The organism is Pseudomonas sp. ACM7 (assembly GCF_004136015.1).
GTDB classification, from domain to species: Bacteria; Pseudomonadota; Gammaproteobacteria; order Pseudomonadales; family Pseudomonadaceae; genus Aquipseudomonas; species Aquipseudomonas frigoris.
This window is the reverse complement of record NZ_CP024866.1, coordinates 5,269,117-5,281,504: the sequence shown is the minus strand read 5'-3', so window position 1 is coordinate 5,281,504 and position 12,388 is coordinate 5,269,117. Positions and strand designations below refer to the sequence as shown.

At 58.7% G+C, this 12,388-nt stretch carries 12 protein-coding genes and 1 pseudogene; 5 read left to right on the top strand and 8 right to left on the bottom strand.

The features are described from left to right. Position 1: 1 nt before the first annotated feature. Positions 2-388 carry a DUF2946 domain-containing protein gene (locus CUN63_RS25130; protein ID WP_129443417.1) on the top strand — a complete coding sequence of 129 codons (387 nt, stop codon included), beginning with the start codon at positions 2-4 and terminating at the stop codon, positions 386-388. A gap of 89 nt (positions 389-477) precedes the next feature. Then, on the top strand, positions 478-2,610 hold the full coding sequence (locus CUN63_RS25125) for a TonB-dependent siderophore receptor (protein ID WP_129443415.1): 2,133 nt from the start codon (positions 478-480) through the stop codon (positions 2,608-2,610). Positions 2,611-2,734: 124 nt separating this feature from the next. Here the strand turns inward: CUN63_RS25125 and CUN63_RS25120 are convergent, their stop codons facing one another. From CUN63_RS25120 to CUN63_RS25110, 3 genes and pseudogenes are all read right to left on the bottom strand, one after another. Beyond that, a complete protein-coding gene (locus CUN63_RS25120) occupies positions 2,735-3,751 on the bottom strand; it encodes an ABC transporter substrate-binding protein (protein ID WP_129443413.1) in 1,017 nt (338 codons plus the stop codon). Positions 3,752-3,869: 118 nt separating this feature from the next. After that, positions 3,870-4,073: pseudogene (locus CUN63_RS25115) on the bottom strand (hypothetical protein). After that, entirely contained in the window at positions 4,073-4,543 is a 471-nt protein-coding gene (locus tag CUN63_RS25110; protein WP_008151679.1) for a hypothetical protein, read from the bottom strand. The pseudogene CUN63_RS25115 and the gene CUN63_RS25110 overlap by 1 nt, the downstream one beginning before the upstream one ends. A gap of 413 nt (positions 4,544-4,956) precedes the next feature. On the opposite strand from CUN63_RS25110, the gene CUN63_RS25105 reads away from it, so the two are divergent. From CUN63_RS25105 to CUN63_RS25095, 3 genes are all read left to right on the top strand, one after another. Beyond that, positions 4,957-5,205 (top strand): hypothetical protein, encoded by a 249-nt coding sequence (locus CUN63_RS25105; protein ID WP_129445154.1) that lies wholly within the window; start codon positions 4,957-4,959, stop codon positions 5,203-5,205. Positions 5,206-5,361: 156 nt separating this feature from the next. Beyond that, positions 5,362-5,592, top strand: coding sequence for a hypothetical protein (locus CUN63_RS25100; protein ID WP_033057642.1), 231 nt, complete (start codon positions 5,362-5,364; stop codon positions 5,590-5,592). Positions 5,593-5,723: 131 nt separating this feature from the next. Then, positions 5,724-5,963 (top strand): DUF2789 domain-containing protein, encoded by a 240-nt coding sequence (locus CUN63_RS25095; protein WP_129443411.1) that lies wholly within the window; start codon positions 5,724-5,726, stop codon positions 5,961-5,963. 115 nt (positions 5,964-6,078) lie between these two features. Here CUN63_RS25095 and CUN63_RS25090 read toward each other — a convergent pair whose 3' ends face one another. The 5 genes from CUN63_RS25090 to CUN63_RS25070 form a co-directional block, all read right to left on the bottom strand. Next, positions 6,079-7,302, bottom strand: coding sequence for a methyl-accepting chemotaxis protein (locus CUN63_RS25090; RefSeq protein WP_371928237.1), 1,224 nt, complete (start codon positions 7,300-7,302; stop codon positions 6,079-6,081). A gap of 632 nt (positions 7,303-7,934) precedes the next feature. Further along, on the bottom strand, positions 7,935-8,339 hold the full coding sequence (locus CUN63_RS25085) for a TraR/DksA family transcriptional regulator (protein ID WP_007907888.1): 405 nt from the start codon (positions 8,337-8,339) through the stop codon (positions 7,935-7,937). Positions 8,340-8,667: 328 nt separating this feature from the next. Then, positions 8,668-9,690 (bottom strand): ABC transporter permease, encoded by a 1,023-nt coding sequence (locus CUN63_RS25080; RefSeq protein ID WP_129443407.1) that lies wholly within the window; start codon positions 9,688-9,690, stop codon positions 8,668-8,670. A gap of 57 nt (positions 9,691-9,747) precedes the next feature. Further along, the gene (locus tag CUN63_RS25075; protein WP_129443405.1) at positions 9,748-11,313 is read right to left on the bottom strand and encodes a sugar ABC transporter ATP-binding protein; all 1,566 of its coding nucleotides are present in this window, start codon (positions 11,311-11,313) and stop codon (positions 9,748-9,750) included. A gap of 70 nt (positions 11,314-11,383) precedes the next feature. After that, positions 11,384-12,310, bottom strand: coding sequence for a sugar ABC transporter substrate-binding protein (locus CUN63_RS25070; RefSeq protein ID WP_129443403.1), 927 nt, complete (start codon positions 12,308-12,310; stop codon positions 11,384-11,386). Between the last annotated feature and the right edge of the window lie 78 nt (positions 12,311-12,388).

Here is a 12,388-nt window from a genome sequence, read left to right as displayed (position 1 = left end):
CATGAAACTCGCCCGAACTGATCGCACATTGATGGCCTGGATGCTTTATTGCTGCGTCCTGTTCAACGTGTTCGCCTGCAGTATCGGTCACGGGCAAATGGTCGGGATGCAGCTCAACGGCATCGGCGGCCAATTCTGTACCGTCGACCCGGCCAGCCAGCTGCCGGCCTCGTCGAACACCTCCGAAGACAAACTGCCGACCCTGTCCAAGGCCTTCGGCTGCCCGTTGTGCTCCACCGGCGGCATGGGCCCGGCGCTCAACTCCAGCCTGACCCTGGCGATCCTCCCGCAGCAACACAGTCCGCCCTTGGCCGTCGTCGCCAATGCTGACCTCCCTGCCCGCTTCACCTGGCCCTCGGCCAACCCTCGCGCTCCGCCTGTCGCCTGAACTTCTTCGCCTTTTCCGATCAGCCCACCTCGCCAACGCGTAGCGTTCGCCTGTGCGCTGTTTCCTAGTCAAGCATTCAGGATTCATCGATGAAACGCATTCCTTTACTGGCAAGCCTGTTCGGCTGCCTGTCTGTTAACGCCTGGGCACAATCCACCGTCAACCTCGCCCCCATCACCATTGACGGCGAAGCGGCGGATGAGCCGGGGCTGAGTCTGGATCAGTCCAGCGGCATGGCGTCGCGGCTTGGCCTGAGCGTGCGCAAAACCCCCGCCTCGGTAGCCGTGGCCAACCGCAACGACATCGAGCGCCACGGCGCGCAGAACTTCCAGGACGCCGCCAACACCCTGCCGGGCGTCAACGCCAGCGCACCGCCGGGCTTCGGTGGGTTCGTCTCCTACCGCGGTTTCACCAGCAGCCAGATCACCCAGATGTTCAACGGCATCAATGTCTCCGGCGGCCTCTCCCGGCCGGTAGACGCCTGGATCTATGATCGCGTGGAGCTGGTGGGCGGCCCGTCATCGCTGATCAATGGTGCTGGCTCCGTGGGCGGTTCGCTGAACTACGTGACCAAACTGGCGACGCGTGAAGAGCAAGCCATCGAAGGCCGGGTCAGCTACGGCAGTTACGACACCACCGAGACCGCATTCGGTCTCAACCACGCCCTGAGCGATGCCAGCGCGGATGTGCAGCACTACGCGCGGCTCGACGTCAGCCACAACACCGGCAACGGCTACATCGACCGTCAGGAGCGTGATGCGTGGAGCGTGGCGTTCTCGCTGCTCAGCGACCTGACGCCCAACCTGTCCCATACCCTGGCCCTGGAATATCAGGATGAACACGAAGACAGCCCTTACTGGGGCACGCCGGTGCTCAACCCCAAGGCCGGCGAATTGAAGATCGACAAGCACAACCGATTCAACAACTACAACGTCGAGGACGGCCGCTACGAGCAGCGCTCGATCTGGGTGCGCTCGATCATCGACTACCGGATCAACGACAGCACCACCCTGCGCAACACCCTTTACCACCTCGACAGCCAGCGCGATTACCGCAACCTGGAAACCTACCAGTACAACACCGACAACAGTGCGGTGACTCGTTCCACGGCGTATCAGGTCCGGCATCAGGGCGAGCAGAACGGCAACCAGTTCGAACTGCGTCACGACAACACGTTGTTCGGGCTGGACACGACCTGGTCCGGCGGCTTCGAGTACAAGGTCAACCAGACCACCAACTCGCCGCTGAACGTCAAAGGTGCCAACACCGTCGACCCGAATCACTTTCAGCCGGGTCACTTCTACGACATCCCGGGCGCCCGACCGGGTTTTGTCAGCGACAAGACCAACGAAGTCACCACCAAAGCCCTGTTCGCCGAGAACCGTTTGGCCCTCACCGACAAACTCGCGCTGCTGACCGGCCTGCGTTACGACGACATCGACCTGGACGTGACCAACCACCGCGTCGTGACCGCCAGCAACCCCCGGCACCTCAAGCGCAGCTGGGAGCCGGTGACCGGTCGGGTCGGCCTGACTTACCAATTCATCCCCGAAGCCAACGTCTACGTGCAATACAGCACCGCCGCCGAACAACCCAACGGCACGCAAGATTTCGACGTGTCCACCGGCAAGCAATGGGAAGTCGGCAGTAAATTCGACTATCTGGACGGTCGCGGCTCGGCGACAGTGGCGGCTTACACGATCGAGCGAAAGGACTTCGCAGTCACCGATCCACTGGATCCGACCAGCAGCATTCCCGTGGGTCAACAGACCTCCAAAGGGATCGAACTGGCCAGTTCGTTCAGAATCACCGACAAGCTGTTGGCCGAAGGCAACTTCGCCTGGGTCGATGCGCAGTACGACGAATTCAACGAGAAGAATGCGGCGGGTGTCGTGGTTTCACGCAAAGGCAACACACCGACCAACGTGCCGGACCGGATCGGCAATCTATGGCTGACCTATGACTTCGCGCCGCAATGGCGGGGCGGTGTCGATGCGCGGTATGTGGCCTCGGTGTTTGCCGACAGCGCCAACACCCTGACCGTACCGTCGTACACGCTCTACGGAACGTTCCTCAGCTACAAGGTCGATCAACACACCACCGTCACCGGGCGGGTGCGCAACCTGACCAATGAGGTGTATGCCGAGTTTGCCCATGTGTCACCGGCGTATTACCTCGGCACACCGCGTACCTTCGAGTTGACGGTGCAAACCCGGTTTTAATCATCGATCTACCGGATGTACCCGCTTCATGTAGGAGCTGGCGAAGCCTGCGATCTTTTGATCTTGTTGTTAAAAACAAAGTCAAAAGATCGCAGCCTGCGGCAACTCCTACAGGATTATCGGTTTATTTCAGTTCGGCGGAGACTTTATCCGCCACATCCTTGGGCACCCAGGCCTGCCACACGTCCGGGTGCGCCTTCATGAACGCCTGCGCCGCCTGCCGTGGCGGGGTATGTTTTTCGCTCATCTCGGCCAGCGCCTTGTTCAATGGATCGATTGGCAAGTCGACCTTGGTGAAGAACTCGGCAATCTGCGGATACTGTTTCTGGAATGGCGTGGACACGCCAATGGACAGCTTGGAGGGCAGTGAGCGCGTCGGTTTCGGATTCGGGTGGTCGGCGTCGGTCAGGGTTTTCCAGGCATCGGCGTCGAACGGCGGCTCTTCCAGCTGAACCAGTTTGAAGCGGCCGAGCAACGGCGTAGGCGACCAGTAATAGAACAGCACCGGTTTGCCGCGCCGAATCGAAGAACTGATCTCCGCATCCAGCGCTGCCCCGGAGCCGCTGCGAAAATTCACATAGCTGTCGTCCAGCCCATACGCCTTGAGTTTCTGTTTGTTGACCACTTCCGACGTCCAGCCGATCGGGCTGTTGAGGAAGCGCCCCTTGCCCGGGGTTTCCGGATCTCTGAACACGTCCTTGTATTTCGGCAGGTCGCTGACACTGCGCAGGCCCGGCGCCAGCGGCTTGATGCCTTTCGCCGGGTCGCCCTTGATTACATATTCGGGCACCCACCAACCTTCGGTGGCGCCCTTGACCGTATCGCCCAGACTCGCGACTTTGCCTTCGGCCTCAGCCTTGACCCAGACCGGACTGCGACCGGCCCACTCTTCGCCAATGACCTGAATGTCATTGTTGGCCAGTGCGGTCTCCAGGGTGATGGTCGTCCCCGGCAAGGTATCGGTCGGCAGCCCGTAGCCCTTCTCGACAATGATCCGCAGGATATCGGTGATCAGGCTGCCGCTTTCCCAGTTCAGATCGGCGAAGTGGATCGGCGCCTGGGCAGCGAACACCGGAACGGGTGAAGCCAACAATCCGAAAGTGGCCATAGTAGCGGCCAGCAACCGTCGAAATCCGTTCATTCTTTTGCACCTCGTGCTGTTCACAGCAATAGCAGGATGGCCTGGCAGAAGACCGCAAAGCCTCTGAATACTCAGTCCACTGACTGTAGTAGAGGTTCCTGCTTTCGAGGGAGGTCAATCAGTTTTCGGGAGGTTCCTGCAAGCGCGACAGCGCTCTTCGTACCATGCTGGCGTACTCCGCCGGACGTAACGTATAGATCTATGACGCCACCCAACCCAGCCATGCACCTTGCAAAACGGCCTTCTGATCGAACAGCCGCTGGGCTTCGGCTTGCGCACTGGCCTGGTTCTGTTCGTGGAAGTCGGCGCGGGTCAGGGTCATTATTCGCTGGCCTTGAAGGTGACCAGTTCCCCTTTGCGCCACTTGGCAGCCTTGGCGGTGACGGCTTTCAGGGTTTTGGTCAGGCCTTCCTGCAACTGTTGGTGAGCGGCGAACACCATCACCACGCTATGGCCTTCCTTGAACACGATCCCATGGCCATCAGCGGTGGTGACGAACGCGTAATCACCCAGGCCGTACACCGTCAGTTTGATTTCGCGGAACTTGATGTCCAGCTTGCCGCCTTCGCGGCTGGGCAATACAGAGGCGCTGAAATGATCGCCGACCTTGAGTTTAAGCCCGGGTTTGTCATCAACCACCAGCGCCTCTTCGGTGTCGATCTCGGCAATATAAATGCCTTCAGCGTTCTGTTCGGTGATGTAAACAAAACGTGACTGGAACTGTTTAACCAGCTTTGCGCGCAAATCACCCAGCACGAACAAAGCATGCATATCGAGATTACTTACTGCCAAGGAAACATCCCCACATCTGAAAATGATGCTGCACACAGGAAAACAGCGCACAGCAGAAAAAAGCGGCAATGCCGAAGGTGTCGCAAAAAGGCCCAGGTTGAAATCCTGAAACGAGCAGAGGGCTCATCCATCGCGAGGCTTGAGAAGACTACTGGAACAACACTCACGTCGTCTTGCCTGGCGTTCGTCAGAGGTTGAAGGAAAAAGCCCTTGCGACGGCCAGAAAAACGGGACTACCAACTTTAGGGAAAAATCTCTTTAACAAAAGCACTTTTCCGACATATCGCCAGCAAAAAATTGCTTTAGATGAACATCGATCGCCAAACACTGACGGTGATTCTAGAGCAGCGATGCTCATCGAGACTACCCAAAACCACGTACACACGTCGGTAAAACAACGAAAAGGACTTCATATGTGCACGCTGACACATTTTGCTCACCCTCAGGCGCCCAATACGAACAGCTCGAGGACACTGCCCCCGGGGATGTTTCAATCGCATGAATACTACCCTGAAGAGCTCGCCCGGCCACGCTTTCGGGTCATTCTGGCCGGCAATGCCTTTTTTCATATCAAGGAAATTTCCACCGGCCGCGTCAGAGGTTTCCGCGGCAATCATAACGAAGCCTGCGCCCTTGCCCGCTCGCTCGAGTTACGCAGTTGACGGTCCCGCCCGTTCAATTCCATAGACGCTTCGTCATGCCGGCGACTTAACTCAGCCGCCGGCATACAACTACTGCCATACTGCCCGACCAATGAAACCCGTCCCCAGGGTGGGCGGCGTTCAAAACAACAGAATATTTCAAGGGAAGGCTGCTACGTGACGGAATTTGATATCGGTGAATTTTTTATCCGGGGCGAAGCCAGAGAAGTCGAAGGCGAATTCCAGGCAGTCATTATCATGCGCGCCAAACCACCGCTGACCACCGTGACGTATCACCAGGTCGAGAAGGATCGCTGGTTCAAGACGTCGGACGTCGCCGCCATCGCTGCGCAGGAAGCCGCCAAGGCGCTGAAGCTTGCAGTCGATGAAGGCGCATTGAAAGCCTGATAGTCGGTTTGCAGTCTATGCTCATTTTTGCTTACGAACATCGCCATCGAACTCCTGAAGCGCGGCTCCCTCAGATGCAATGAAGCCGCCCCTCAGATCTCGCACTCGACGCGACCCGCAAGGAGATGAACATGGATTCACCCATACATGACTTGAAAGGCTTGTTCGACCAACTCGGTCTGGACTCCAACGAGAAAGCCATCGACGATTTCATCGCCAGCCATTCGCCCTTGGCTGACAACAAAAAACTCATCGATGCCGAGTTCTGGACCCCGCAGCAGGCCGGCTTCCTGAAAGAACAATTGCGTGAAGACGCTGATTGGGCGCGGGTGGTCGACGACCTGAACCTGCGCATGCATCAGACTCACTAGCCTGCATCTGTAGGAGCTGTCGAGTGCAACGAGGCTGCGATCTTTTGATGTTTTAAAAGCGAAGATCAAAAGATCGCAGCCTCGTTGCACTCGACAGCTCCTACATCTATGGGTCTCAACGAGGGTTTTCCGGCTTGTAACCCAATCGCAGACCACCCCAATGCCGGTCCTTGAGCATGATCGGCACTGAGAGGTCGTGCATCAGCTCACCGGTGTCGCGGGTGTAGGTTTGCAGCAGTACGGCCTGCTGATGGCTGCCACAGCGGATCCCGGTGCGGTCGGCGAATTTGCGTTTGGTGCGGTTCTGCAAGGTATCGACCTGCGCATCACCGGTCAGTGGTTGGCTGAAGACCTTGTTGTGGGTCGGCACATAGCCCTGCTGCGTACAGGCAATGGCGAACACCAGGCCCTCATGGCGCGGCAACAAGGGTTCCTGGATCGCCGGCAAGACCTGATCGGCGTAGCGATCGAAGCGGGTCTGGTATTTGGCCGGGCTGGTGTTGGGAATGGTTTGGTAATTGCGGTCAAACAGGTCATCGAGGCTCACGCGGCCCTCGTCGATATCCGCTTCAAAGCGCGCCGCGATCTGACTCGCGCCTTCGCGGGCCAGGTCATAAATCCGTTGGTGATAGTCATCCAGCCCGACTTCGGCGAGGCGCTCGCTGATGGTTTCGGCCTGACCTTCCATTTGCACCGCGGCCTGGGCCAGGCGCTGGGTCTGTTGGTCACTGATCGCCAGGTCGCTGCGCATCTGTTCGATGGCGTGAAACAGACTATCGAGTTGTTCGCGGTTGGTGTCGGCGCCCCTGGCGATTTCCCCGACCTGGCTTTCGACGCCAGCGGCCAGACGTGCAATGTTCTCCAGGTGCTGACCGGTGTGCTCGACCTGTTCGACACCGGTGTCGAGGTCGCTGGACAGTTGACGGATCTGCTCCACCACTTGCGCGGTGCGTTGCTGAATATCAGCGACCATCTCCCCGACTTCGCCAGTGGCCGTCGCCGTGCGCGCGGCCAGACCGCGAACCTCATCGGCCACTACCGCAAATCCGCGACCATGCTCGCCGGCCCGCGCCGCCTCGATAGCCGCGTTCAATGCCAGCAGATTGGTCTGGCTGGCAATGGACTGGATCACCAGGGTGACCCGTTGGATATCGTCACTGCGCAGGCTCAGGGCTTCGATCAGTTCACGGCTGTTACTGGCGCGCTGACTGAGTTGATGCATACGGGCGATGGACTCGATCAACTCCGTACGTCCTGCCGCGCTGCTCCGATGGGCCTCGCTGGCCGCACTGAGGGCTTCCCGACTGAGTGTCGAGGTGGCTTGTTCGGTCGCGATCATCACTTCGGCGTTGCTGACTATCTGCGCCGCGGCACCGAGCTGCGATTGCAGTTTGTCGGCCAGTTGCTTGACCGAAAAGGCCACACCGGCGGCAGACAACGCGTTATGACTGGTGGTGTAGGAAAGATCGCGAGTCAACTCGGCAATCGCGCTGGCGCTGTCGACGGGGGCTGCCTCAGGGATGGCGCGCGAGCGTAAGCGAGGTAGCCAGATCACCAGCACCGCCAATGGCAGGCCAAGGTAAAGCGACCAGCCGCCCAGCGTCATGCCGCACAACAACAGCATCAGGGCGATGCTTTGCAGGGTCGGCGTCAGCCAAAGGTTTTTCGGCAAAAGTACGGGTGCAGACACTGCTGCAACCACAGATCCGTCACGCGTCATCTTCGTCATCCCCCGAGTCATTCTAATTGTTGTATCGGCATTAAACGCCACTACAAGGCCATTATCTATGGTCCATTAGTAGTGGGCGTTGCAGCAGATCAATAGAAGTGCGCAGGATTTTTCGCAGACGTCAAAAAGCAAAGATCGCAGCCTTCGGCAGCTCCTACAGGAGTTCGCTTAAACCCGTAGGAGCTGCCGAAGGCTGCGATCTTTTCAAAGGCAACCCACATTAAATGGGTTGCCTCGCAGAATCAGGCCTGACGCTGGTGCTTGTCGATCTGTTCGTGACGCTCTTGAGCTTCGATGCAGTATTTGGTGGTCGGGCTGATCAGCAGGCGCTTCAGGCCAATGGCCTCGCCGCTGTCGTCGCACCAGCCGAAGCTGTCTTCTTTGATGCGTTCCAGAGCCTGTTCCAACTGAGGCAGCATGCGCTGGTCGCGATCGATCGCGTTCACCAGCCAGGTGCGCTCTTCTTCAACAGAAGCAGCGTCGGCCGGATCGGCCGGGGTGTCCAGGCTTTCGATGGCGATGCGGTTCTGTTCGATGCGCTCATGGGTTTCGACTTTCATGTTCTGCAACAGCTCAGAGAAAAAAGCATGTTGCTCGGCATTCATGTAGTCATCCGCCGGCATGGCCAGCAACTTGTCCTTTGTCATTGATATCTCTATAAAAAAACGTGCATTAAGGCGAATTAGGGAGCGTTCCGGCGGACCTGGGTCGGCCATCGGAACGGCGCCGTTTAATTCCAAGCGCCACCCGGCACTCAATTTACGAGGGGCGGCAGTCTAAGGCCGACTTGAGGCCTCAGCAACTGAAAAGACAGCGAATTTGTCCGACAAAGCCCTGAAAGTGCTCTACGGCAGCCTTTGCGGTGGTTATCGGAGTGCGTTTATAGCAAGAAATTCAATCACGCGGCTGTATATAGAAGACAAATGGTTGCGCCACGCGGGACAGGCGTGGCGCATTGGCTGCTTTATCTGAGGCTCAGCGCTTGAGTTTGCGCTTGTTGCGGTACTGATCGATGACCACTGCCACCACGATGATCAGGCCTTTGATGATGTCCTGAATGTAAGCATCGACGCCGACGAAGGTGAAACCGCTGGCCATGACCCCGAGGATCAGTGCGCCGATGACCGTGCCGGTGATGCGCCCTACTCCGCCGGCCAGGCTGGTGCCGCCGATCACGGCCGCGGCAATCGCGTCCAGCTCATAAGACATGCCCATCCCGGCCTGCCCGGTCGCGGCCCGTGCCGACGCCACCACACCCGCCAGGCCTGCCAGCAACCCGGCGATGCTGTAGACGATCACCAGATGCCGCTTGACGTTGATCCCCGAGGTACGCGCCGCCTGCATGTTGCCGCCGATGGCGTAGGTGTATTTGCCGTACTTGGTGTAACGCAGGGCGATGTGAAAGATCACCGCAACCACCAGGAAAATGATCACCGGCATCGCGCCGTGTCCGATGGCCGTGTAGGAATCCGAGAGCATGCTCACCGGTTGGCCTTCGGTGTAGTAACGCGCAAGGCCACGGGCCGAGACCATCATGCCGAGGGTGGCAATGAACGGCGGGATACCGGTGATGGCAATGATGCTGCCGTTGATCGCCCCCGCCAGCAGTCCCACCCCGAGCCCGACAATCACCGGGATCCACACTGGCAAGTCAGTCAGCGAGGGGAACACTGCCCGAGCGAAGTCCGACGTCTGGGCCAGACTGGCGGCAATCATCGCCGACAGCGCCAGCACCGAACCGGAAGACAGGTCAATACCGGTGGTGATGATGACCTGGGTCACGCCGATCGCCAGCAGACCGATGATCGATACCTGCAGGATCATCAGCACCAGACGCTGGGAGTTCATCAGGAAGCTCTGGTCGCGCACGATCCAGCCAAACACTTCAAAGACCAGGCCGATGCCAATCAGCACAAGAAAAATACTCAATTCGGTCGGAAAGCGCGGGCGACTCTTGACCTGTGCCGTTGCTGGCTTGTTTTCCAGTATCGCGTTCATAAACACTCACCCTTCTATCGCGTCGCCGACGCTGGCCACAACCAGCACCGGCATCCATTAGTGAACCGCGGACATGCCCGAGGCCAATTGCATCACTCGTTCCTGGGTCGCTTCGCTGCGGTCGAGGGTGCCCATCAGGTCGCCCTCGTGCATGACCATCACCCGGTCGCTCATGCCGAGCACTTCGGGCAGTTCCGAGGAAATCATGATCACCGCCATGCCTTCGCTGGCGAGGTAGGAAATGAGCCGGTAGATCTCGACCTTGGCGCCGACGTCGATACCGCGGGTCGGCTCGTCGAGAATCAGGATCCGCGGATTGGTCATCAGCCAGCGAGCCAACAATGCCTTCTGCTGATTACCGCCGGACAAGGTGTCGATGCACTGTTCCAGCGACGGGGTTTTGACCCGCAACTTCTTGCACATGTCTTCGCACAAGGCGCGCAGGGCTTTTTGCTGGATGAAACCGTGGCCGGCGTAATGCGGCAACACCGCCATTTCCATGTTTTCCAGCACCGACAGGCACGGGAACAGGCCGCTGAGCTTGCGATCTTCGGTCAGTAACGCGAAGCCCTTCTCGATCGCCATGTGCGGATCGCTGATGCGCAGCACTTCGCCGTCGAGACGAATCTCGCCACCGTCGCTCGGGGTGATGCCGAAAATCGCTTCGGCGACGTTGGTCCGCCCCGAGCCCATCAACCCGGCAATGCCGAGGATCTCGCCGGCGTGCAGGTCGAAGGAAACATCCTTGAAAATGCCGTCCAGTTTAAGGTCGCGCACCGACAGCAGCAGATCGCCGATCGGCTTTTCACGCGCCGGGAACAACTGGCTCAGTTCGCGGCCGACCATCATCGAAATCAGGCTGTCGCCGTCCATGCTGTCGGCCCGCTGCAAACCGATGTAGGCGCCGTCACGGAACACCGCCACTTCATCGGCGATGCTGAACACTTCGTTCATTTTATGGGTGATGTAGATGATGCCTTTGCCCTGACTCTTGAGGTCGGCAATGATCGAGAACAGATGCGCGACTTCCTTGTCGGTGATGGCCGAGGTCGGTTCATCCATGATCAGGATGTCGGAATCGTAGGACACGGCTTTGGCGATCTCGACCATCTGCCGTTCGGCGATGCTCAGGTTGCCGACCTGCTCTTGCGGATCGAGGTTGATCCGCAGGCGTTCCAGCAGTTTCGCCGTGCAGCGATGCATTTCACGGTGGTCGATCATGTGGAAACCGTTGAGCTGCTCACGGCCGATCCAGATGTTCTCGGCGATGCTCATGTGCGGCATCAGGTTGAGTTCCTGGTGAATCATCGCGATCCCGGCCTGGAGCGCGGCCAATGGCGTTTCGAAGACCACCGGTTTGCCCCGCAGGCGCAATTCACCGGCGTCCGGCTGATAGATGCCGGCAATGATTTTCATCAGGGTGGATTTGCCCGCGCCGTTTTCGCCCATCAGGGCCAGCACGGAACCGGGGCGTACCCGAAGCTGCACATCGGACAAGGCCACCACACCGGGAAATCCCTTGCTGACGTTGATGATCTCCAGCAGGTACGGCTCATCGACAGGTGTCGCAGCTGGCTGGATACCCACCAACGGGGTGCTCGAAGCAGTCGCTGAAGCGAACATGATCAGGTACTCCATCAGCAAGGTCGCGGTCGCAACCTTGCGTATTTATTGTTGTTATTGAACCGACGGGCTATTTGAACGTGTCGACGTTTTGCGGGGTGATCAAGCGGTATGGCACCCACACGGCCTGTTCAACCGGTTCGTTCTTGGCCATTTTCACGGCGGTGTCGATCGAACCGTCGGCCTGACCCTTGGCGTCCTGGAATACCGAGACCGCCATGTTGCCTTTCTTGATTGCGTTCAAGCCGTCCGGCGTACCGTCGACACCGGCGATCAGCACACTGCCCTTCTCGATGCCGGCCTGTTGCAGGGCCATCGCAGCACCAATCGCCATTTCGTCGTTGTTGGCTATGACCGCGTCAAACTTGCGGCCCTGGGTCAGCCAGTCGTTGACCAGGGTCATGCCTTTATCCCGCAACCAGGTCCCGGTCTGCTCCTGCTCGATCTTGATGTTCGGGTATTTGGCCAGCACGTCTTTGACGCCCTTGGTGCGGTTGGTGGTGGAGTTGTTCGCGAGGTCGCCCAGCAGAATCACGATGTCGCCCTTGCCGCCCATTTTGTCGGCCAGGTACTGCATCTGCATTTCACCGGCCTCCAGATCGTTGGAGGCGACAGTCACTACGCCTTTGGGCAGCTTCAGGTCATCGGGGCGGCGGTTGACGTAGACCAGCGGGATGCCGGCCTTGACGGCGGCTTCGGTGATTTTACGGGTGGCGGCGGTATCCACCGGGTTGACCACGATGGCATCGACCTTCTGGCTGATGAAGTTTTCGACCTGACTCAACTGCTTGACCACGTCGCTGCGGGCGTCTTCGAATTGCAGCTGTACGCCCTCGGGATAGGACTTGGCTTTCTTGTCCATGGATTCGCGCAGGTAGGTCAGCCAGGTGTCATCGAATTGGGACATGCTGACGCCGATCTTCATATCGGCGAGCGCCGCGCCACTGGCGAACATCAGGGACAAGGCAAGTGAGGCGAAGCGGGTCTTGGTCTTCATGAAAAGTCTTTCTCCACATTCTTGTTGGTTTTATGGATGAGGCGTGACGATTTCAGTAAGCAGGCAAGCAAGCAGGAA

What these genes read in the sequence shown, in the direction of transcription:
- CUN63_RS25130 (WP_129443417.1), top strand. Translation starts at nt 2, where the DNA reads ATGAAACTCGCCCGAACTGATCGCACATTGATGGCCTGGATGCTTTAT.
- CUN63_RS25125 (WP_129443415.1), top strand. Translation starts at nt 478, where the DNA reads ATGAAACGCATTCCTTTACTGGCAAGCCTGTTCGGCTGCCTGTCTGTT.
- CUN63_RS25120 (WP_129443413.1), bottom strand. Translation starts at nt 3,751, where the DNA reads ATGAACGGATTTCGACGGTTGCTGGCCGCTACTATGGCCACTTTCGGA.
- CUN63_RS25105 (WP_129445154.1), top strand. Translation starts at nt 4,957, where the DNA reads ATGTGCACGCTGACACATTTTGCTCACCCTCAGGCGCCCAATACGAAC.
- CUN63_RS25095 (WP_129443411.1), top strand. Translation starts at nt 5,724, where the DNA reads ATGGATTCACCCATACATGACTTGAAAGGCTTGTTCGACCAACTCGGT.
- CUN63_RS25090 (WP_371928237.1), bottom strand. Translation starts at nt 7,302, where the DNA reads ATGATCGCGACCGAACAAGCCACCTCGACACTCAGTCGGGAAGCCCTC.
- CUN63_RS25085 (WP_007907888.1), bottom strand. Translation starts at nt 8,339, where the DNA reads ATGACAAAGGACAAGTTGCTGGCCATGCCGGCGGATGACTACATGAAT.
- CUN63_RS25080 (WP_129443407.1), bottom strand. Translation starts at nt 9,690, where the DNA reads ATGAACGCGATACTGGAAAACAAGCCAGCAACGGCACAGGTCAAGAGT.
- CUN63_RS25075 (WP_129443405.1), bottom strand. Translation starts at nt 11,313, where the DNA reads ATGTTCGCTTCAGCGACTGCTTCGAGCACCCCGTTGGTGGGTATCCAG.
- CUN63_RS25070 (WP_129443403.1), bottom strand. Translation starts at nt 12,310, where the DNA reads ATGAAGACCAAGACCCGCTTCGCCTCACTTGCCTTGTCCCTGATGTTC.